Genomic DNA, 20097 nt, shown 5'->3' with positions numbered 1-20097 from the left:
GAGGACGTATGCCAGCACCCCCCGATCGCCTGATGGCCGGTTCGCCCTATCCCCTCGGTGCAACCTGCGACAGGCTCGGTGTGAATTTCGCCGTCTTCTCGGCCCATGCGGAGAAGATCGAGCTTTGCATCTTTGATCCATCCGGCCGGCGCGAGCTCGCGCGGCTCGCCATGCCCGAATGCACCGATGGCGTCTTTCACGGGTATCTGCCGCTGGCGCGTGCCGGCCTTCTTTACGGCTACCGCGCCTATGGCCCCTACGAGCCGCGCCACGGCCACCGCTTCAACAGCAACAAGCTCCTGCTCGACCCCTATGCCCGCGCGTTATCGGGCCAGGTGCGCTGGTCGGATGCGCTGTTCGGCTACCGGCTGAATTCCTCGCGCGCCGATCTCTCCTTCGACCGACGCGACAGTGCGGTTGCGATGCCGAAGGCGGTGGTGACCGACGATCCGCCTGCGCTGTCGGCCGACCTGGACCTCGCAAGGTCTGTTCCGCCGAACATTCCCTGGGACCAGACCATCATTTACGAGGCGCATGTGCGCGGCCTCACCATCGGGCGCGACGACGTGCGGCCGCACGAGCGCGGCACCTTTGCCGCGCTCGCGGATCCCTCCGTCGTCGACTATCTCGTCAAGCTCGGCATTACCGCCATCGAGCTCCTGCCGGTGCAGGCCTTTCTGCAGGACCGGCGGTTGCTCGAACAAGGGCTGAAGAACTACTGGGGATACAACACGCTCGCCTTCTTCGCACCGGAGCCGAGCTATCTCTCGGACGGCTCGCGCCAGGAGCTGCGGATGGCGATCGCCCAGCTTCACGCGGCCGGCATCGAGGTCATCCTCGACGTGGTCTACAACCACACCTGCGAAGGCAGCGAGCTCGGACCGACGCTTTCCTTCCGCGGTCTCGACAACGCGAGCTATTACCGCCTCGTTCCCGGCAACGAGCGGCATTGCATCAACGACACCGGCACGGGCAATACGCTCAACCTGTCGCATCCGCGCGTCCTGCAGATGGTCATGGACTCGCTGCGCCACTGGGCGACCTTCTACGGCGTCGACGGCTTCCGCTTCGATCTGAGCAGCACGCTGGGGCGCGAGCCGGGCGGCTTCGACCCAGGCGCCGGCTTCTTCGATGCGCTGGGGCAGGACCCGATCCTGGCGCGCAAGAAGCTGATCGCCGAACCTTGGGATCTCGGGCCCGGCGGCTATCAGGTCGGCAATCACCCGGTCGGCTTCGCCGAGTGGAACGACCGCTTCCGCGACGACATCCGCCGCTTTTGGCGCGGTGATGCCGGATACCTCGGCGATCTTGCGGCGCGGCTTGCGGGCTCCGGCGATATCTTCGATCGCAACCGCCGCGGGACTTGGGCTTCGGTCAATTTCGTGACCGCCCATGACGGCTTCACGCTGGAAGACGTGGTGAGCTTCAACCAGCGGCACAACGAGGCCAATGGCGAGGAGAACCACGACGGCCACGGCGAGAACCACAGCAACAACTGGGGCGAGGAGGGGCCGACCGACGATCCGGAAATCCGGGAGACGCGCGACCGGGTGAAGCGCGCCATGCTGACCACCCTTCTCGCGGCGCATGGCACGCCGATGCTGCTCAGCGGTGACGAAATCTGCCGCACGCAGCAGGGCAACAACAATGCCTATTGCCAGGACAACGAGATCTCCTGGGTGGACTGGCAGCTCGCCAATACGCCGGAGGCGGAGTCGCTCCGCGGTTTCGTCGCGAGGCTCACGTCGATCCGCCGGGCCTATCCCGTGCTGCGTTCCAAGAGGTTCCTGCATGGCCGCGAGGAACCGGTGCCCGGCATCCAGGATGTCGCCTGGTTCAATGCGCAGGGCCACGTGATGACGCCGGGCGAATGGAACGATCCGGAGGAGAGACGATTGATCATGCGGCGGGCAGGTCGGCGCGACAATGGCTCGGTCGACGTCGTCACACTCATCGTCAACGGCTCCGGAGAGGCCGCGCAGTTCATGCTGCCGCCGCCGAATCTCGATTGGCGCCTGCTCGTGAATAGCGCCGACCCCGATGACACGGATGCGGTCGTCGATGGGGCTTTGCATGTGGCAGGCCACAGCGCGGTGATTCTGGCCGCGCGTTGGAGCGATGTGGGATGACGATGGGGGCAGAATTCGCCAGACAGCTGCCGTTCGGAGCAACCGTCACGGGCGACCGCACGACCTTCCGCCTGTGGGCGCCGGCGCAACAGGAGGTGGCCGTCGTCATCGACGGCGGATCGCCCGTTGCCATGGAGCTGAAAGACGGCGTTTTTGAAACCACCGTGCCTTGCGCGGCTGGCGCGCGCTATCAATTCAGGCTCGCCGACGGGCTTCTCGTTCCCGATCCGGCGTCACGCGCCCAGGCCGATGACATCCATGGGCCGAGCGTCGTCGTCGACCCGCGCGCCTATCGCTGGCGCAATCCTGGCTGGATAGGCAGACCCTGGCGGGAGACGGTTCTCTACGAGCTGCATCCCGGCGCCTTCGGCGGCTTTCGCGGCATCGCCGGCCGGCTCGGCGACCTGGCCGCGCTCGGCGTCACCGCTGTCGAGCTGATGCCGATCGCCGATTTCCCGGGCAAGCACAATTGGGGCTATGACGGCGTCCTGCCCTTTGCGCCGGATGCTGCCTATGGCACGCCCGACGATCTGAAGAGCCTCGTCGATCGCGCGCATGACCTCAACCTGACGATCTTTCTGGACGTGGTCTACAACCACTTCGGCCCGGACGGGAATTATCTCGGCGCCTATGCACCGGACTTCTTCCGCAGCGATATCAAGACGCCCTGGGGGCCGGCGATAGACTTCCGCAGGCCGGAGGTCCGCCGCTTCTTTACGGAAAATGCGCTTTACTGGCTGATGGAATACCGTTTCGATGGCCTGCGTTTCGATGCGGTGCACGCCATTTCCGAACCCGATTGGCTGGACGAAATGGCTGCCGAGGTGCGCCGCACCGTCGAACCGGGCCGGCAGGTCCATCTCGTGCTCGAACACGACGGCAATGTCGCCTCGCATCTGGCCGGCGACTTCGACGCACAGTGGAATGACGACGGGCACCACGTGCTGCATGTGCTTCTCGCCGGGGAAAACGGCGGATACTACGCCGACTATGCAGATCGCCCCGCCGAGCGTCTGGCACGGTGCCTCGCCGAGGGCTTCATCTATCAGGGCGAGCCGTCGGCGCATCGCGGCGGCGAGCCGCGGGGCACGCCGAGCAAGGACCTGCCGCCGACCGCCTTCGTGCTGTTTCTGCAGAACCACGATCAGATCGGCAACCGCGCCTTCGGTGAGCGCATCACCCTGCTCGCCGACGCGGAAGCGGTCGAGGCCGCCGTGGCGCTGCAACTACTGGCGCCGCAGATCCCGCTGATCTTCATGGGCGAGGAATGGGGCAGCAAGACCCCTTTTCTCTATTTCACCGATCACAACCCGGAACTGGCCGAGGCGGTGCGGCGCGGCCGACGCGAAGAATTCGCGAGCTTCGCCGCCTTCAGCGATCCGGCAGCGCAGGCGCGCATTCCCGATCCGAATGCCGAGGAAACCTTCCAGCGCTCCATACCGGAACCCTTCGATCCGGATGATGAGGCCGATGTCCGCCGCCTCAAGCTTTATCGCCGCCTCCTCGCTATCCGCCACGACACGATCGCGCCTCATCTCGACGGCGCACGCTCGCTCGGCGCGTCCGCTATCGGTGAGGCGGCGGTGGTCGCGCGCTGGCAACTCGGCAACGGCACGGTGCTGACGATCGCCGCCAATCTCGGCCGCGAGGCCGTCGCTGCCAAGGCCGAGTCGGCGCCCCTCCTCTTCGAGAGCCGGGACGGTGCCGGCGCCGCGCTGGCCGAAGGCCGGCTTCCGCCGCTCACCACCATTGCCTTCATCGCCGAGGGCGCATCGGCAGAGAGCATCGCAGGGGATGCCGGGGGAGCGCCATGACGGACGACGCCCGTCTGCAGCAGCTCGCCCGCAAGGCCGGCATCGCGGTCGAGTGGATCGATGCGCGTGATGAACCGCAAGTCGTCGATATGGGCACCATCCGCTACCTCCTCGATGCACTCGGCTTTCCCTGCCGCTCCGACCACGACATCGCCGAAAGCCTGCGCATGCTGGAGGAGGAGGCGTCCACGCGGGGAGCCTCCTTCATCGTCACCCGGGTCGGGCAGGCCACGCCCATCGAGATCGGCTCCGCGCCGAAGCCCTTTCGCATCACGCTCGAAGACGGGCGCGTGATGGAAGGCCGAGGCGGGACGGAGCAGACCCTCCTGCCACCTATTACCTTGCCCGGCTATCACAGCGTCGAGATCGGCGATCGCGTGGTCACGCTCGCGGTCACGCCCCGGCGCTGCTTTACCTTGGCCGATGCGGTCGGCGAGCGCCGCGCCTGGGGACTGGCCGCCCAGCTCTACGGCCTGCGGCGGGAAAGGACCGGAACGCTTGGTGATGGCGGTATCGGCGATTTCACGGCGCTCGCCCGGCTTGCCGAGATCGCCGCGGCGGCCGGCGGCGATGCCCTCTCGATCGGGCCCGTCCATGCCCTCTTCACGGCCGATCCCAGCCGCATCAGCCCCTATTCGCCGTCGAGCCGGCTGTTTCTCAACCCGCTCCATGCGGACCCCGCGGCGCTGGCCGGTCCGGCGCTCGTGCAGGAGGCGGTGGAGCGCTCCGGCCTCGCCGATGTCTTCGCGCATCTGGAACGCGAGGATCTCGTCGATTGGCCGGCGGCCGCCCAGGCGAAGCTCGCCCTGTTCCGCGAATTGAAGACCCTGTTCGGTCCGCAGCTCGTGCCCGGCTCCGGCGCATTGGCGGACGATTTCCTCGCCTTCCAGTCCCGGGGTGGGCAGGCGCTCTTCGACCACGCCACCTTCGAGGCCCTTCATGCCGCGCGTCTTGCGGCCGATCCATCGGCTTTCCATTGGCGGCAGTGGCCCGCCGAATACCAGGACCCGCGCAGCGATGCGGTGAAGGCCTTCGCCCTCGAGCAGACGGACGAGATCGCCTTCCACATCTTCCTGCAGTGGCTCGCCGATGCCAGCCTCGCCAAGGCCCATGCGGCGGCGCGCGAGGCGGGGATGGGCGTCGGGCTCATCAACGATCTCGCCATCGGCACGGACAGCGGCGGCAGCTACGCCTGGGCACAGCGCGGCGACATCATGAACGGCGTAAGCGTCGGCGCTCCGCCCGATCTCTTCAATCAGCTCGGGCAGAACTGGGGACTGACCGCGCTCTCGCCGCGCACCTTGCGAGCCCGTGGCTTCCAGCCCTTTACCGACACATTGAGGGCGGGCATGCGCCATGCCGGCGGGCTGCGCATCGATCACGTGCTCGGGCTGGCGCGGCTCTGGCTCGTGCCGGACGGTGCCTCGCCAGCGGAGGGCGCCTATCTCGCCTTCCCGCGCGACGAGATGCTTCAGCTCGCAGCGCTCGAATCCTGGCGCCATCGCGCCATCCTCATCGGCGAGGACCTCGGCACGGTGCCGCCCGGCTTGCGCGAGACGCTGGAAGAGATCGGCATCCTCGGCATGCGCGTGCTGTGGTTCGAACGTGAAGACGAGGGCGGTTTCGCCGATGCCGAAGAATGGCCACGTGCCGTCGCGGCCATGACGACGACGCACGACCTGCCGACCGTTGCCGGTTGGTGGACCGGCCGTGACATCGAATGGCGCAGCTCCCTTCACCTCTTCGGAAGCGGGACGACGCCCGAGGGCGAGCGCGAGACCCGCGCCGAAGACCGCTTGGACTTGTGGACGGCCTTCCGCCGCGCGGGGGTGGCGAGCGGGGCGCCACCGGCCGAGGATGGGCCAACGGAGGCGGTCGTCACCGCGGCGGTCGATTTCGTCGCCAGGACACCAGCTGATCTCGCCCTGGTGCCGGTCGAGGATATCCTCGGCTTGGCCGAGCAGCCCAACCTGCCGGGCACGACCGACGAGCATCCCAATTGGCGGCAGCGGCTGCCGGGCGAGACCGCCGCGCTTTTCGCCGAGCCGGCACCGCAGGAGCGGCTCCAACGGCTCCGCAAGGCGAGGCCGCAGCCATGATCGCCTATAGCTCGATGGTGCCCCGCGCCACCATGCGCCTGCAGCTCCACGCCGGCTTCACCTTCGCGGATGCCCAGGCGGCGGTGCCTTATATGGCCTCGCTCGGGGTGAGCCATCTCTATGCCTCACCCATCCTGACGGCGCGGTCCGGCTCCATGCACGGCTATGACGTGGTCGATCCGACCCGTGTCAGCGCCGAGCTCGGTGGCGAGGAGGGCTTGAGCGCCCTCGTTGCCGTCCTGCGTGCGCACGGCATGGGCCTCATCGTCGATATCGTCCCGAACCACATGGGCGTCGGGCCCGATAATCCCTGGTGGATGGATGTGCTCGCACGCGGGCCGGCGAGCCACTATGCCCGGTCCTTCGACATCGATTGGGAAGCGAACGACAAGATCGCCCTGCCGGTGCTCGGCTCCTCGCTCGAGGAATGCCTCGCGAAGGGCGAGGTCAAGCTAGGCCGCGACGACAGCGGCCAGTTCACCATCGTCGCCTATGGCGAGAAGCATTATCCGCTCTCGACCGAGAGCCTTGCGGAGCTCTCCGGCGATGCGGCGGCGCTCACGGCCTTCGACCCGGCGAGCCAGCAGGGGCGGGCGCGCCTCTCCGCCCTTCTCGACAAGCAGCATTATCGCCTCTCCTCATGGCGCACGGCCAATGAGGCGCTGAACTGGCGCCGCTTTTTCGACATCAACGAGCTCGCCGGATTGCGCATCGAAGATCCGACCGTCTTCGAAGAGGTGCAGGCCACGATCTTCCGGCTCTACCGGGAAGGGCTGATCGACGGCCTCAGGATCGACCATGTCGACGGCCTCGCCGATCCGCGCGGCTATTGCCGGCGGCTGCGCCGGCAACTGGAGGCGCTCGGTCGGCATCGCCCGCCGACAGTGCCTTCTGGGACCTATATCGTCGTCGAAAAAATCCTCGCCGAGGGTGAAGAGCTCGCGGCTGACTGGGCGACCGACGGCACGACTGGCTATGATTTCATGAGCGAGGTCGGCGCGCTGATCCACGACGAGACCGGCGAGGACGCGCTGACGGCGCTTTGGCATGAGGTCAGCGGCCGGACCGGCGACTTCGCCGCCGAGGAACTGCAAGCCCGGCGCGAGATGATCGCCGGCAATCTGAAGGCCGAATTCGAACGGGCAGCGGTGGCGCTCGATGCGATCGCCGGGCGCGATCCCGAGGGCATTCGCCGCGTGCTCGCCGAGGTAGTCGTGCATTTCCCGGTCTATCGCACCTATGCGGGTGCAGCCGGGCGGCCGGCTGGAGACCGGTGGGTCGTGGAGCGCGCCTTCGGCGCGGCGCGGACGGCGCTTCCTCCCTCGGATCACGCGCTCATCGACGACATCGAGCGCTGGCTGGGCGGAGAGGCGCCCTGTTCCCTGCCACCGGGTCCCGAGCGTCAGAAGCGGCGCGCCGCCATCAGGCGCTTCCAACACCTGACGGCGCCCGTCGCCGCCAAGTCGGTGGAAGACACGGCCTTCTACCGTTATGGACGGCTTCTCTCGCGCAACGAGGTGGGCGCGGACCCCGGCCTGTTCGCGCTCGCGCCCGAGAAATTCTTCGCGCTCTGCCGGCGGCGCGCGGAAAAATTCCCGCTGGCGCTGCTCGCTACGGCGACCCATGACCACAAGCGCGGCGAAGACCTGCGCGCCCGGCTCGCCGTGCTCTCGCAATGCCCGGAGGCTTGGGCCGGGGCTGTACGCGGCTGGATGGTCGACAATGCTGATCTGCGCCACGGCGGCGCACCCGACGGCGCCGACGCATATATGCTCTACCAGATGATCATCGGCGCCTGGCCGCTCGATCTCGCCGGTGACGATGCGCAGGGCCTTCGTGGCTTCGCCGAGCGGCTCGCCGGCTGGCAACAGAAGGCGCTGCGCGAGGCGAAGCTCAAATCGAGCTGGAGTGAGCCGGACGAGGCCTATGAGGCGGGCTGCCGCGCCTTTCTTTTCGCTCTCCTTGATCCGGCCGCGAGCCGCTTCTCGGAGGAGGCGGCTGCCTTTGTCACGACGATCGCCGCGGCGGGCGCCGCCAATGGCCTCACCCAGACCCTCCTCCGCCTCACCCTGCCGGGCGTGCCCGACATCTATCAGGGCACCGAATTCTGGGATTTCAGCCTCGTCGATCCCGATAACCGCCGACCGGTCGATTTCACGGAGCGGCAAGAGGCCTTGGGCGAGAACCTTTCGCCGGCGGCACTTCTAACCTCCTGGTGCGACGGGCGGCTGAAACAAGCCGTCATCGCGCGAGCGCTGGCGGTGCGGCGGAACTTGTCGCATCTCTTCGCGCCCGGCGGCGTGCAACCGCTTTCGGCGAGCGGGGCACTTGCCTCCCATATCTTCGCCTTTGCGCGGATGGGCGAGGGCGGCCCGGTGATCGTGATTGCGTTGCGCAACGCGCTTCCGATCCTTGCCGATGACAGGCCGAGCGTCGTGCCCATCCTGTGGCGGGATACGGCGATTACCCTGCCGGCCGAACTGACCGGGGCCTATCGGAACGTCCTCACCGATATGGCACATGCAAGGGGCGGCCAGTTGATGCTGAGCGAGGTGATGGGCGAATTGTCCGTCGCGCTGCTCGTGCCGGCCTGAAGGCCGCTATCGCATCGTGACGCCGATCAGCCGGTCGACGGTCGCGGGATCGGCGCGGAGTGCCGCCGGCGTGCCCTGCCAGGCGATGCGGCCGCGCTCCATGATGATCGCTTCGTCGGCGAAATCGAGCGCCCGTTCGAGCTGCTGCTCGACGAGGATGATGGTCATCGTCCCCGTCTCCGCGAGCTTGGTGAAGGACCCCATCAGCTCGTCGCAGATCACCGGCGCCAAACCCTCGAGAGGCTCGTCGAGCAGGAGCACGGAGGGCTCGCCGAGAATGGCGCGCGCTGCCGACAGCATCTGCTGCTCGCCGCCGGAAAGCTGCGCGCCGAGATTGTGGCGCCGCTCCCTGAGCCGCGGAAACATCGCATAGGCGTCCTCGATGACATGCCGGGGCCGAGCCTTGCGGCTCGCGAGGAGATTTTCCTCGACCGTCAGCGAAGCGAAGATATCGCGCGTCTGCGGCACATAGCCGAGCCCGCGGCGGGCCCGCGCGGCAGTGCCTTCGCCGGCGATGTCGCGGCCGTCGAGGCGGATCGACCCGGTGAGACGGCGTGTCAGGCCCATGAGGGTTGCGAGCAGCGTCGTCTTGCCGACGCCGTTGCGGCCGATGACCGCGAGCCGCCGGCCAGCCGCAACGGCCAGCGAAAGATCCTCGATGACACGCGTGTCGCCATAGCCGGCGGTGAGACTGGCGATCTCAAGCGCTGCGGCGGGCATGGCCATAATTCCCGAGATAGGCCTCGCGCACGCGTTGGTCGCGGCCGACCTCTTCCGGCGCGCCCTCGAAGATGATGCTGCCGGCGGCGAGCACGACGACGCGCTTCGCGAAGCGGAAGACGAAGTCCATGTCATGCTCGATCATGAGCACGGCGATGTCGCGTGGCAGGCGATCGAGCGCGGCGAGAATGCGCGGGGATTCGCTGTGCGGCACGCCGGCTGCCGGCTCGTCGAGCAGCAGCACTTTCGGCCTCAAGGCCATGGCGATGGCGATCTCGACGAGGCGCTGCTGGCCATAGGGGATTTCGCGTACGCAGCGCCGGGCGACGGCGTCGAGGCCGAGCTCGGTGAGGAGCGCATCCGCCTCACGCAGGAGGTCGCGCTCGTTCCGCGCGTCCGCCAGCATGCGCCCGGTGCGGCCGTGGCGCTCCAGCAGCGCGACGAGCACGTTCTCTTCCACCGTCATGGCGTGGAACAACCGGCTGATCTGGAAGGTGCGCACCAGGCCGCGGCGCACGCGCTCGGGCACGCCGAGGCGCGTCACGTCCTCGCCGTTCAGCACGACCCGACCGGCGTCCGGCTTCACCGCGCCGGTGACAAGATTGACGAAGGTTGTTTTGCCGGCTCCGTTCGGGCCGATGAGGGCGACCCGGTCGCGTTGCGCCATGATCAGCGAAATGTCGCGGCTGACCGTGAGGCCGCCATAGGCCTTGTTGAGCCCCTCCACCTCGAGCGCCTCGGTCATCGCTTGCCTCCCACCGGCCTGCGGCCGCGCAGGAGCCGCGCGACTTCGCCGACAGAGGCCTGGAGGCCGCCCGGCAGGAAGAGCACGACGGCAATCAGCAGGAGCCCCATCAGGGTCAACCAGTGGAACGGATTTTCAGCCGAGACGATATGCTCGACGATCTGGAACACGACCGTGCCGACGAGCGCGCCCCAGAGCGTGCCGATGCCGCCGAGCACGAGCATGACGAGCGCCTCGGCCGAGCGGTCGAAGCTGACGCTATCGAGCCCGACGACGCCGGTCGAGACGGCGAGCAGCGCACCGCCGAGGCCGGCGATGGCGCCGGAGACCGCGTACATCTTGATGAGGGCCGGATAGGGCGCGCGTCCCATGGCCTCGATGCGCGCCGGATCCTCCTTGATGCCGCGGCAGAGGAGGCCGAAGGGGGAGCGCACGAAGCGGGCGAGGACCGCGAAGACGAGGGCGAGCAGGAGGATGCCGAGCACGAAGCCCGTGCGGCCGAAGATGTCGAATTGGAAGAGCCCGAGCACCGGCCCCGGCGCGACGCCGGAGAGGCCGTCGCTGCCGCCGGTGAGGAAGGATGCCTTGTTGGCGCCTTCGCGCGCGAGTTGCACAAGCGCGATGGAGAGCACGAGCTGCGAGAGGCCATGGGCCCGGGCGATGACGACGCCGGAGAGCGCCCCGGCGAGCGCGCCGGCCACAGCGCCGATCGCGAGCAGCGCGAGCGGCTCGGTCAGCCCGCGCACGCAGGCGATGCCCGCCGCATAGGCGCCGGCGCCGAACATGACCGACTGGCCCAGAGTGGCGATGCCGGCATAACCGACGACGAGATCCAGCGACAGCACGAGCAGCGCGAAGGCCGTGATGCTCGTGAGGAAGAGGAGGTCGTCCGGAAAGAGCCCATAGCCGACAGCACCGCCGGCGAGAATGATGGCTGCGCCGAGCAGGCCGGAGAAGCGTCCGGAGATCTCCTCGCGCTGGGTGGCGCGTGCGGCGACGGTGCTCATGCGCCGCGCACCCGCGTGACGAGCCCGCGCGGGAAGAACCACACGATCACGATGACGGCGAGATAGAAGAAGAAATCGCCGAAATCCGGCATCAGATATTTGCCCGTGGTGTCGACCAGGCCGAGCAGCAGGGCGGCGGCGAGCACGCCCGGAATGGAGCCGGTGCCGCCGACGGAGACCACGACGAGAAAGGTCACCATGTAGCGCAGCGCATAAAAGGGCTCGATCGGCAGAAGCTCCGCGCCGACCACCCCGCCGAGCGCGCCGAGCCCGACGGCAAGCGCAAAGCTCGCCCGGTAGACCCAGTCTGTGCGGATGCCGAGCGCCGCCGCCATGCCGGGATTGTCGACGGCAGCGCGAAGCTTGATGCCGAAGTCTGTCCGCTCGACGACGAACCACAGCGCAAGCGCCACCGCCGCGCCGCAGGCAATGACGAAGAGGCGGTTGGCTGGCACCGTGCGAAAGCCGAGGTCGATCGGCCCGCTGATGGCGGCGGGCAGGTCGATCGTCTTCAAGGTCGGGCCGAAGAGATAATTCATGATGCCGATGACGGCGAAGGTGATGCCGATGGTCATCAAGACCTGCACCAGCGGATCGCGCGTGCCGTAGATACGCCGGTAGAGCAGGTATTCGACCGGCAGGGCGATGATCATCGTGCCGAGAACGGCGACGATAATAGCAAAGCCGAAGCCGAGCCCGAGATCGCGCGTGACATAGGAGGCGAAATAGCCGCCGATCATCGCGAAGGCGCCATGCGCGAGATTGATGACGCGCATCAGCCCCATCGTGACCGAGAGCCCGATGGAGATCATGAACAGCACCATGCCGTAGGCCAGCGCGTCGAAGCCGATGCCGAGGACCGTCTGCATGGTGCCCTTCCTCCCCGGCGGCTACTGATCGAAGCCAAGGTCCGGCGTGTCGGGGTGGCTCGCGATTTCGGCGTTGACGAGCTTGCCGCCCTCTTTCTTCACCTCGCGCAGATAGATCGTCTCGATGGGGCTGCGCGTCTTGGGATCGATCTTCATCGGTCCGCGCGGGCTTTCCCAGGCAAGGCCCTTCACCGCTTCGACCGCCTTGGCGGCATCCTGTTTGCCGCTCGTCGCCTCGATCATCTTGGCGATGACATACATGCCGTCATAGGCGCCGACGGCCGGAAAGGTGAGTTCCGCCGGATTGCCGAGCGCCTTGCCGGCAGCCGCGACGAAGGCCTTGTTCACTTCGGAGGGATGCGCCACCGAATAGTGGAAGGTGGTGAGCAGGCCGAGCGCCGCGTCGCCGAGGGCGGGCAAGTCCGATTCCTGCGTCAGATCGCCCGTGGCGAGGAACTTGATCTTGCCCTTGAGGCCGTTGTCGTTGAAGGCCTTCACATAGCCGAGGGTCGGCGGGCCGGAGGGCAGGAAGGCGAAGACCGCATCGGCGCCGGAATCGCGCACGCGCTGCATGATGGGGGCGAAGTCGTTTGTCCGGAGCGGCATGCGGATCGAGTCCACCACCTTGCCGCCGGCGGCCTCAAAGGTCTTCTTGAAGGCGTTCTCGGCATCGACGCCGGGGCCGTAGTCGCTGACCGTGGTGATGACCTTGCCGACCTTCTGCTCGGCTGCGACTGTCGCCATGGTCGCGCTCGTCTGCCAGAGCGTGAAGGACGTGCGCACGATGAGCGGGCTCTTCTGCGTGATGGCGGAGGTCGCCGCATTGAAGATGACGAGCGGCACGTTGCCCTGTTCGAGAAGTGGCGCGATCGCCAAGGCGTCCGGCGTGAAATAGATCCCGCCGAGATACTGCACCTTATCCTTGACGATGAGTTCCTGGGCGAGCGTCTTGGCGCGGGCCGGATCGGCCTCGGGCAGATCGCGGTAGATCACCTCGAGCGTGTCGTTGCCGACCTTCTCGCCGTTGAGGGCGAAATAGGCGTCGATTCCCGCCTTGAAGTTCTTGCCCTGCAAGGCGAAGGGCCCCGACATCGGCCCGATCACGCCGATTTTGATGGTCGCGGCCGATGCGGCGCCGGCCAGCACCGTGGCGACGGCCGCGAGCGCGATACGTAATGCCGATTTCATGGCGTCCTCCTGATCATTGCTATTGGTTTATCGAAATTCTCCGTCCAAATCAGCCGAAAGCGCCGGCTCCCGCCAAGGTGCCGGCGCGACATGCGGGTCATTCGTAAAGGGCAGCCCGACATAGTTCTCGGCGAGCGTCGTGGCGGCGGCACGCGAGGTCGCCACATAATCGAGCTCGGCGAGCTGACGCCGGCGGTCGAAGGCGCTCATCTCGGGTGAGAGGTGGAGCATCGACGTCATCCACCAGGAGAAGCGCTGCGCCTTCCAGACTCGGGCGATGCAGCGCGGCGAATAGCTGTCGAGCACCGCGGCGTCGCCCGTGCGGTAGAAGGCGGTCAGCACCTCGCAGAGCGCGCGCACGTCGGCGGCGGCGAGATTCATGCCCTTGGCGCCGGTCGGCGGCACGATATGGGCGGCATCGCCCGCCAGGAAAAGGCGGCCCCAGCGCATCGGTTCCGCCACGAAGCTGCGCATGCCCGTGACGCTCTTCTGCAGGATCAATCCTTCATAAAGCGGGTGGCCCGCGGCGCTGTCGAGCCTCCGGTGCAGTTCCTCCCAGATGCGCGCGTCCGGCCATTGCGCGAGATCCTCATGCGGATCGCATTGCAGATAGAGCCGGCTGATCTGCGGTGAGCGCATGGAGAGGAGCGCAAAGCCGCGCGCGTGATTGGCATAGATCAGCTCCTCCGAGGACGGCGGCGCTTCCGCGAGAATGCCGAGCCAGCCGAAGGGATATTCGCGCTCGTAGATGGTCAGGGCGTCGGCCGGAATGGCCTCGCGGCAAATGCCGTGAAAGCCGTCGCAGCCGGCGATGAAATCGCAGGCGATCTCGTGCTCGGCGCCGTCCTCGAGGTAGCGGATGACCGGCCGCTCGCCGGTGATGTCGTGGATGCCGACCCCCGACGCTTCGAAGATCGGCCCGTGGCCGTCGGCGATGGTGCGGGCGATCAGGTCCTTAACCACCTCGTGCTGGCCATAGACCGTGACGCCCTTGCCGGCGAGATCGACGAAGTCGATACGGTGCGAGTGCCCGCCGAAGCGCAGGATGATGCCGCCGTGCATCAAGCCTTCGCGGCCGAGGCGATCGGCGACACCGGCCTCGCGCAGCAAGTCGACCGTGCCCTGTTCGAGCACGCCGGCGCGGATGCGGTTCTCGACATGAGCGCGGCTGCGCGCCTCGATGACGACCGAATCGATCCCACTGAGATGGAGGAGATGCGACAACAGAAGCCCGGCCGGCCCCGCACCGACGATGCCGACCTGCGTTCGCCGCAGTTTGCGACTGCCTGCTCCCACGTTCCCTCCCGGCCATTTTTGCTTCTAGTTCACCTGCAATTTTATGCGTCAGCAGCCCGGCTTCCCATGGATTGAAGCGCGCGCCGCATGGACTTTTCGGCGCAAATGGATGAGCCTTTGGTCGAGCGTCGGCTTAGTGATGAGAGCCGTCGACAAGGCGCGTGAAGCCGTGGCCGAGACCGATCTTGCGCTTCCATCCGATATCCCGCGCGTCGTCATCTACGGCGAGCCGGGCCGCAGGGCGGATTTCACTTTTCTGCACGTCGAGCGCATTCCCCTGCGCAGCCGGCCGAACGACTGGACGATCCGCCTCCATGCCCATGACGACGTCCACCAGGTCTTCTTCGTCACACGCGAAGGCGGGCGCATCAGGATCGATGCCGCGGAGCTTTCCTTCGAGGCACCGGCGCTTGTCATCGTGCCGGCGGGGGCCGTGCACGGCTTCACCTTCCGCCCGGAGACCGACGGCTATGTGCTCTCGCTGTCGCGGGCCATTCACGAGCGGCTCGCGTCGCATGATTACGATCTCGGGCCGGTTTTCGAGCGCAATGCGGTGATCGGCCGGCTCCACCAGGAAGCGGATCTCGGCGGGCTCGAGAGCGCCTTCGCGTCGGTCGCCCATGAAGTCCTGTGGTCGGCGCCGGCCCGGCAGGCGGCGATCGAGGGCGCGCTTTTGCGCATTCTCGTCGCCATCGTCCGTCATTCGCCGGTGCGGACGCTGGACTGGGGGCGGGCCGCCCAGCGCGACCGGCTGATCGTCGAGCGCTTCCGCACGCTCGTCGAACAGAACTTCCGCGCGAATCTGGCGATCGGCGCCTATGCGGCAAAGCTCGGCATCAGCGAGGCGCGGCTGACGACCGCCTGTCGCCGGACGCTCGGCTCACCGGCGATCAAGCTCGTCCACCGCCGCATCATGATCGAGGCGGAGCGGCACCTCGCCTATTCCGCCATGGCCGTCGCCGAGATCGCCGCCCTGCTCGGCTTCAGCGATCCCGCCTATTTCTCGCGCTTCTTCACAAAACACGCCGGCAAGTCGCCCACGGATTTCCGCGCGCGGCACGGCTCGCGCTTCAGCTGAGGGGGACGAAGGTGAGATTGGCCGCCAGCGCTTCGGCGTGACGCAAGCTGGCTGCGGTTGCCATGATCATCTGCGGCAGCACCATCCATTCGAGCGACCAGGCGGCGCCCGAGCGCTCGTTCTCGTGGACAAGCGCCTGATGCAAGGTGCCGAGGAGCCCGGCATTGAAGCGGGCAAGCGTCACCAGCATCTCGGCGGCGATGGGGTTGGACTTGTGTGGCATGGCGGAGGAGCTGCCGCCTTCGCCGAGCCGCACTTCGCCGAGCTCGTTCTGCGCCATCAGGGCGATGTCCTGGCCCATTTTGCCGAGGCTGCCGGAGACGAGCGACAGCCAGCTGCCGAATTCGGCGATCCCATCGCGCTGGGCATGCCAGACGGGGGCCGGCGCAAGGCCCAGGCGCTTTGCCAGATCCTCGGCGAGGCGGTCGCCGAGCCCCTCGAAGCTGACGCGATCGCCGACCGGCCCGCCGAGCGAGACGACGAGCAGACGCGGCTTGATCTCATCGAGCCGCGTCCGGCATCGCAGGAGCGGCAGGCGCCAGTTGGCGAGCTTGTCGGCGGCGGTGAAAGGCAGCGCGCGCTGCATGCGGGTGTGAGCCATCAGCGGCAGGTCGCCCGCCTTGTCGCCGATCGCGCCGAGGCGCTCGACCAGGTGCTCCAGCCGGCGGTCGAGGATCGGCAGCACCTGTTTCAGGCGCAGGGCAAGCGCCGTGTCGATCACGTCCTGGCTGGTGGCGCCGTGATGCACATGGTCACCATGCGGTGCCTCGACCGCGGCCCGCAGCGCCTTCACGAAGGCTGGCACGACGACACCGTCGCGGGCGGTCGCTTCCTTCAGCGCTGGGATATCGGCAATGAAGCCGGCACAGGCAGCGGCGATGCGCACACCCGCTTCATGCGGGATGAGGCCGGCGGCGGCTTCCGCTTCGGCCAAAGCCGATTCGAAGGCGAGCATGGCGCGAAGTTCAGCCTCGGCATTAAGGAGGGCGGCGATCTCCTCGTCGCCGAAGAGGCCCGACAGGATCGGATGATCGAAAACGGCCGTTCCTGTCATGGCGTACTCTCCCGGCTGCACCAGTCTTCTGCGAGGTCTCAAGCGGCGTTCGTCAGCGGCTTAGCCCGTGCGATACGTTCGCGCTCGCGCGGCGAATTCAGCGCCTCCCAGAGATCCGACCGGCGCTGCACGTTGAGCCAGAATTCCGGGCTGTTGCCGAAGACCCGCGCCAGGATCAGTGCCGTCGCCGCGGTCACGGAGCGTCGGTCGTTGCAAAGCTCGTTGACGTGCTTCCGCGGCACGCCCATGGCCTCGGCCAAAGCGCTCTGCGTCAGCTCCATGGGCTTCATGAATTCTTCGACGAGAATCTCTCCGACGCCCGCCGGCTTGCGTTTCGTCATCACCATGGGGCGACCTCACCGATAGCTGTGATCGTCTAAATATAGGTCAGTGACTTCACCGCGTTCTCCGTTCCAGCGAAAGACGAGGCGCCACTGCCTGTTGACTCGGATCGAGTGAAAGCCTTCCAGATTTCCCTTGAGCTTCTCGAAATGGTTGCTCGGCGGCGCTCGCAGGTCCTGATCGGTGGTCGCGTCGTCGATCATCTGAATTTTGCGGAACAACCGCGTTTCGAGATCGGCAGGGATCTTCTTCGACCGAACGTCGTGGACGAAGAATGCCCGCAGCCAATCGTCGCGAAAGCTCACGATCATTCGCCAACCTCTTGTCCCAATGTACCACTCCACGGTACTTAGGACAAGGGCAACCTGAGCGGATCACCCGTCCCGGCGCTTGTGCGCGGCATCGGTTCGGGCCTTCAGGTCGCGCAGCACCGAAAGCTCTTCCGCGGTCGGCGGTGGGGTCTCCTCCACCCCTATGGCGTAACGCACCGTCCAGCCGCAGGTTTCCTGCACCTTCTCGCGTGTCACGCCGGGATGGAGCGAGGCGACCATGAATTCCATCGTCTCCGGATCGGGCTTCCAGATGGCGAGGTCGGTGATGAGGAGGGTCGGCCCTTTGGTGGAGATGCCGCCTCAGACGTCGAAGAACACGGTTTCGCACTCGCCCTGCAGGCGGATGACGAAGCGATAGCTGCCACCGTCCGCCGCGCGCTCGGCGATCAGCGTCTGGCGTCGTGCGGCGGGCACCAGGGCGAGCACGGGGTCGGCGGCATTGGCCTTCTCCTCGTCGGCAAAATAGAGGCGCGTATGCAGGTGGATGTTGATGCCGCGCGCAAAGATCAGCAGCTGCAGATGCGGTGCTTGCGGCTGACCGTCGCGCCACGGCGTGGCGCCCGGCTTGATGGTCTCGAAGGTGAAGAGGCCGGTGTCGAAATCCGATACCGCCCGCCCCCAGCCGAAGAAATCCGGGCTGTTGAAGCGCCCGTCCGCGTCCGCTTGCCAGATCTCGACCATGGCGTCGCGCACGGGCTCGCCGGCGCCGTCATAGATGATCCCGGTGATCCGGATCGGCTGACCGCGGCCGGATTTGTCGACGAGAACGTTGAGCGTCTCGTTCTTGCGGATGTCGAGGCCAGCAGCCGCGGGATAGGTGCCGATATGGACGTAAGGGCCGGCGGTCTGCGAGGGTGATTCCTTCAGATGCTCGACGGGCATGTCACAGGCCCTCCGGGCGGTTCTCGAAGAATGTGGAGCGACGGCCGCGCAGCACGATGTCGAAGCGGTAGGCCAGCGAATCGAAGGGCACCATCTCGGCCATATCGAGCCTCGCCACCAGCCGTTCGCGCGCCGCCGGATCGGGAATGCCGTTGACCATCGGGCAGAGCGCAATCAACGGGTCGCCTTCGAAATACATCTGCGTGACGAGCCGCTGCGCGAAAGCCTCGCCGAAGAGCGAGAAATGGATATGGGCCGGCCGCCAGTCGCTGCCGTTATTTGGGAAAGGATAGGGGCCGGGCCGGATCGTGCGGAAGAAGTAGCGGCCCTCGTCATCGGTGAGGCAGCGTCCGCAGCCGCCGAAATTCGGGTCGAGCGCCGCGAGATAGCCGTCGCGCTTGTGGCGATAGCGTCCGCCGGCATTGGCCTGCCAGACCTCGAGAAGGGTATTGCGGACCGGGCGGCCGAATTCGTCCATGACGTGGCCGTAGACGACAATGCGCTCGCCGATGGCCTCCTCGCCCGGCCGCGCATAATTCAGGATGAGGTCGTTATCGAGCGGATTGAGATGGCCTTGCCCGAAGACCGGGCCCGTCTTGTCGCCTATCGATTGTTCGAGCGAGAGCAGCGCGTGACGCGGTGCACGCAGGTAAGTGGACTTGTAGACGGGCGTGAAGGCCGGCGGGTGCATGGCCCGGTCGCGGCGCTGAAAATCGCCCTCCTCGAGATTCCTCATGGCTTGGCCTCTTTGGCGCTCGGCTCGTCGCCGAGCACGTCCTTGGCGATCTTGAAGGCGCGGTTGGCGGCCGGCACGCCGGCATAGACGGCGACGTGCAGCAGCGCTTCCTGGATATCGGCGGGGCTCGCGCCGGTATTGACGGTCGCGCGCAGATGCATCGCGAGTTCCTCGTCATGGCCGAGGGCGGCGAGCAGCGCGATGGTAATCATGGACCGCTCGCGTTTCGTCAGTCCCGGCCGTGACCAGACGCTGCCCCAGGCTCCCTCGGTAATGAACGCCTGGAAAGGCGCGTCGAAATCCGTCGTGCGGCCCGCCGCGCGATCCACATGCGCATCGCCGAGCACGGCGCGGCGGGTCGCAGTGCCGATGGCGAAGCGGTCGCTGGGGTCAGCCACGGGCGGCCTCATGCAAATGCTGTTCGATGAGCCGAACCATAATCTCGGGCTGCTCGACGCAGGGGATATGCGCCGCCTGATCGACCACGTGGAACGCCGAACCGCGAACGAGATCGGCGAGCGAGCGCACGAGGTCGACCGGGGTCGAGCTGTCGTCGCGCCCGACGATGCAGGTGGTCGGGACAGTGATCGCCTTCGCCGCCTCGCTCAAGTCGGCGTCGCGCAAGGCCGCACAGCCGGCAATATAGCCCTTGAGCGGCGTTCGCGTGAGCATATTGCGGCAGCCTTCGAGCTCCGCCGGCCGGGAGGCGCGGAAATTCGCGGTGAACCAGCGCTCCATCGTCACGTCCGCAACCGCCGCGATGCCCTCCGCACGCACCGTCTCGATGCGCCCCGCCCAGCCCTCGGCGCTGCCGATGCGATGCGCCGTGCCGCAGAGAACGAGCGACAGGAGGCGGTCCGGATGGCGGGCATGAAACAGCTGCGCGATGATGCCGCCGATCGACAGACCGACGAGGGTCACTTTCTCCACGCCGAGCGCATTGAGGAGCCCGGCGAGATCGGCGACGAAGTCGTCCATCCGCGCCTCGCCCGGCCCGACGCTGGAGAGGCCATGGCCCCGCTTGTCGTAGCGGATGACGCGATGGTGCTTGGCGATCGCCGGTGCGACCTCATCCCAGATGCGCAGGTCGGAGCCGAGGGAATTGATGAAGACGACGGCGTCGGGCTTTCGCGGTCCCTCGTCGGCATAATGAAGGGTGAGGTCGCCGACACGACAAAATTTCATAGGTCGTTTCTCTCCCCAATCGTTCTT

General features: G+C 67.0%; 18 protein-coding genes and 1 pseudogene. 5 read left to right on the top strand and 14 right to left on the bottom strand.

What is annotated here, in order from left to right:
• The first annotated feature begins 8 nt into the window (after positions 1-8).
• The 4 genes from glgX to treY are packed head-to-tail and all read left to right on the top strand — an operon-like array spanning position 9 to position 8636.
• Entirely contained in the window at positions 9-2129 is a 2121-nt protein-coding gene (gene glgX, locus ACFQU1_RS00925) for a glycogen debranching protein GlgX (RefSeq protein WP_378128330.1), read from the top strand.
• Positions 2126-3943 carry a malto-oligosyltrehalose trehalohydrolase gene (treZ, locus tag ACFQU1_RS00920; RefSeq protein ID WP_378128329.1) on the top strand — a complete coding sequence of 606 codons (1818 nt, stop codon included), beginning with the start codon at positions 2126-2128 and terminating at the stop codon, positions 3941-3943. The genes glgX and treZ overlap by 4 nt, the downstream gene beginning before the upstream one ends.
• The gene (gene malQ, locus ACFQU1_RS00915) at positions 3940-6042 is read left to right on the top strand and encodes a 4-alpha-glucanotransferase (protein WP_378128328.1); all 2103 of its coding nucleotides are present in this window, start codon (positions 3940-3942) and stop codon (positions 6040-6042) included. The genes treZ and malQ overlap by 4 nt, the downstream gene beginning before the upstream one ends.
• Entirely contained in the window at positions 6039-8636 is a 2598-nt protein-coding gene (treY, locus tag ACFQU1_RS00910) for a malto-oligosyltrehalose synthase (protein ID WP_378128327.1), read from the top strand. The genes malQ and treY overlap by 4 nt, the downstream gene beginning before the upstream one ends.
• Before the next feature lie 6 nt (positions 8637-8642).
• Here treY and ACFQU1_RS00905 read toward each other — a convergent pair whose 3' ends face one another.
• From ACFQU1_RS00905 to pobA, 6 genes are read right to left on the bottom strand one after another with little or no spacing between them, the layout of a single operon-like run.
• Positions 8643-9356 carry an ABC transporter ATP-binding protein gene (locus ACFQU1_RS00905; RefSeq protein WP_378128326.1) on the bottom strand — a complete coding sequence of 238 codons (714 nt, stop codon included), beginning with the start codon at positions 9354-9356 and terminating at the stop codon, positions 8643-8645.
• Positions 9337-10101, bottom strand: a complete 765-nt coding sequence (locus ACFQU1_RS00900; protein ID WP_378128325.1) for an ABC transporter ATP-binding protein — start codon at positions 10099-10101, stop codon at positions 9337-9339. The genes ACFQU1_RS00905 and ACFQU1_RS00900 overlap by 20 nt, the downstream gene beginning before the upstream one ends.
• Positions 10098-11108: a branched-chain amino acid ABC transporter permease gene (locus ACFQU1_RS00895; protein ID WP_378128324.1), complete on the bottom strand. Its 1011-nt coding sequence runs from the start codon at positions 11106-11108 to the stop codon at positions 10098-10100. Before ACFQU1_RS00895 ends, ACFQU1_RS00900 begins: the two co-directional genes overlap by 4 nt.
• Positions 11105-11977, bottom strand: a complete 873-nt coding sequence (locus ACFQU1_RS00890) for a branched-chain amino acid ABC transporter permease (RefSeq protein WP_378128323.1) — start codon at positions 11975-11977, stop codon at positions 11105-11107. Before ACFQU1_RS00890 ends, ACFQU1_RS00895 begins: the two co-directional genes overlap by 4 nt.
• A 21-nt stretch (positions 11978-11998) precedes the next feature.
• The gene (locus tag ACFQU1_RS00885) at positions 11999-13165 is read right to left on the bottom strand and encodes an ABC transporter substrate-binding protein (protein WP_378128322.1); all 1167 of its coding nucleotides are present in this window, start codon (positions 13163-13165) and stop codon (positions 11999-12001) included.
• Positions 13166-13192: 27 nt separating this feature from the next.
• On the bottom strand, positions 13193-14461 hold the full coding sequence (gene pobA / locus ACFQU1_RS00880) for a 4-hydroxybenzoate 3-monooxygenase (RefSeq protein ID WP_378128321.1): 1269 nt from the start codon (positions 14459-14461) through the stop codon (positions 13193-13195).
• Positions 14462-14600: 139 nt separating this feature from the next.
• Between pobA and ACFQU1_RS00875 the strand changes: the two genes are divergently transcribed.
• Positions 14601-15539 (top strand): helix-turn-helix domain-containing protein, encoded by a 939-nt coding sequence (locus ACFQU1_RS00875; RefSeq protein WP_378128320.1) that lies wholly within the window; start codon positions 14601-14603, stop codon positions 15537-15539.
• Here the strand turns inward: ACFQU1_RS00875 and ACFQU1_RS00870 are convergent.
• The 8 genes and pseudogenes from ACFQU1_RS00870 to pcaD form a co-directional block, all read right to left on the bottom strand.
• Positions 15532-16593: a 3-carboxy-cis,cis-muconate cycloisomerase gene (locus ACFQU1_RS00870; protein ID WP_378128319.1), complete on the bottom strand. Its 1062-nt coding sequence runs from the start codon at positions 16591-16593 to the stop codon at positions 15532-15534. The two genes, ACFQU1_RS00875 and ACFQU1_RS00870, sit on opposite strands and share 8 nt — an antisense overlap.
• A 38-nt stretch (positions 16594-16631) precedes the next feature.
• Complete coding sequence (locus ACFQU1_RS00865) at positions 16632-16940, bottom strand: HigA family addiction module antitoxin (RefSeq protein WP_378128318.1); 309 nt, start codon at positions 16938-16940, stop codon at positions 16632-16634.
• Positions 16941-16949: 9 nt separating this feature from the next.
• Positions 16950-17246, bottom strand: coding sequence for a type II toxin-antitoxin system RelE/ParE family toxin (locus tag ACFQU1_RS00860; protein ID WP_378128317.1), 297 nt, complete (start codon positions 17244-17246; stop codon positions 16950-16952).
• A 63-nt stretch (positions 17247-17309) separates the two neighbouring features.
• A pseudogene (locus tag ACFQU1_RS00855) lies at positions 17310-17564 on the bottom strand (CoA-transferase subunit beta); the annotation flags it as partial.
• Between the two features lie 3 nt (positions 17565-17567).
• Positions 17568-18149, bottom strand: coding sequence for a protocatechuate 3,4-dioxygenase subunit alpha (gene pcaG, locus ACFQU1_RS00850; protein ID WP_378128316.1), 582 nt, complete (start codon positions 18147-18149; stop codon positions 17568-17570).
• A gap of 1 nt (position 18150) precedes the next feature.
• Positions 18151-18885 carry a protocatechuate 3,4-dioxygenase subunit beta gene (gene pcaH, locus ACFQU1_RS00845; protein ID WP_378128315.1) on the bottom strand — a complete coding sequence of 245 codons (735 nt, stop codon included), beginning with the start codon at positions 18883-18885 and terminating at the stop codon, positions 18151-18153.
• Positions 18882-19283: a 4-carboxymuconolactone decarboxylase gene (gene pcaC, locus ACFQU1_RS00840; protein WP_378128314.1), complete on the bottom strand. Its 402-nt coding sequence runs from the start codon at positions 19281-19283 to the stop codon at positions 18882-18884. The genes pcaH and pcaC overlap by 4 nt, the downstream gene beginning before the upstream one ends.
• Positions 19276-20070, bottom strand: a complete 795-nt coding sequence (gene pcaD / locus ACFQU1_RS00835) for a 3-oxoadipate enol-lactonase (protein ID WP_378128313.1) — start codon at positions 20068-20070, stop codon at positions 19276-19278. The genes pcaC and pcaD overlap by 8 nt, the downstream gene beginning before the upstream one ends.
• Between the last annotated feature and the right edge of the window lie 27 nt (positions 20071-20097).

Source organism: Chelatococcus sp. GCM10030263, assembly GCF_042666455.1.
Lineage (GTDB): Bacteria > Pseudomonadota > Alphaproteobacteria > Rhizobiales > Beijerinckiaceae > Chelatococcus.
This window is presented reverse-complemented; position numbering and strand designations above follow the sequence as displayed.

Bases quoted from the DNA above. Each gene is read 5' to 3' on its own strand.
- ACFQU1_RS00905 (WP_378128326.1), bottom strand. From the start codon at position 9,356: ATGCCCGCCGCAGCGCTTGAGATCGCCAGTCTCACCGCCGGCTATGGC.
- pcaH (WP_378128315.1), bottom strand. From the start codon at position 18,885: ATGAGGAATCTCGAGGAGGGCGATTTTCAGCGCCGCGACCGGGCCATG.
- pcaG (WP_378128316.1), bottom strand. From the start codon at position 18,149: ATGCCCGTCGAGCATCTGAAGGAATCACCCTCGCAGACCGCCGGCCCT.
- ACFQU1_RS00885 (WP_378128322.1), bottom strand. From the start codon at position 13,165: ATGAAATCGGCATTACGTATCGCGCTCGCGGCCGTCGCCACGGTGCTG.
- ACFQU1_RS00875 (WP_378128320.1), top strand. From the start codon at position 14,601: ATGAGAGCCGTCGACAAGGCGCGTGAAGCCGTGGCCGAGACCGATCTT.
- glgX (WP_378128330.1), top strand. From the start codon at position 9: ATGCCAGCACCCCCCGATCGCCTGATGGCCGGTTCGCCCTATCCCCTC.
- ACFQU1_RS00860 (WP_378128317.1), bottom strand. From the start codon at position 17,246: ATGATCGTGAGCTTTCGCGACGATTGGCTGCGGGCATTCTTCGTCCAC.
- malQ (WP_378128328.1), top strand. From the start codon at position 3,940: ATGACGGACGACGCCCGTCTGCAGCAGCTCGCCCGCAAGGCCGGCATC.
- pcaD (WP_378128313.1), bottom strand. From the start codon at position 20,070: ATGAAATTTTGTCGTGTCGGCGACCTCACCCTTCATTATGCCGACGAG.
- ACFQU1_RS00900 (WP_378128325.1), bottom strand. From the start codon at position 10,101: ATGACCGAGGCGCTCGAGGTGGAGGGGCTCAACAAGGCCTATGGCGGC.
- ACFQU1_RS00870 (WP_378128319.1), bottom strand. From the start codon at position 16,593: ATGACAGGAACGGCCGTTTTCGATCATCCGATCCTGTCGGGCCTCTTC.
- treZ (WP_378128329.1), top strand. From the start codon at position 2,126: ATGACGATGGGGGCAGAATTCGCCAGACAGCTGCCGTTCGGAGCAACC.
- ACFQU1_RS00865 (WP_378128318.1), bottom strand. From the start codon at position 16,940: ATGGTGATGACGAAACGCAAGCCGGCGGGCGTCGGAGAGATTCTCGTC.
- ACFQU1_RS00895 (WP_378128324.1), bottom strand. From the start codon at position 11,108: ATGAGCACCGTCGCCGCACGCGCCACCCAGCGCGAGGAGATCTCCGGA.
- treY (WP_378128327.1), top strand. From the start codon at position 6,039: ATGATCGCCTATAGCTCGATGGTGCCCCGCGCCACCATGCGCCTGCAG.
- ACFQU1_RS00890 (WP_378128323.1), bottom strand. From the start codon at position 11,977: ATGCAGACGGTCCTCGGCATCGGCTTCGACGCGCTGGCCTACGGCATG.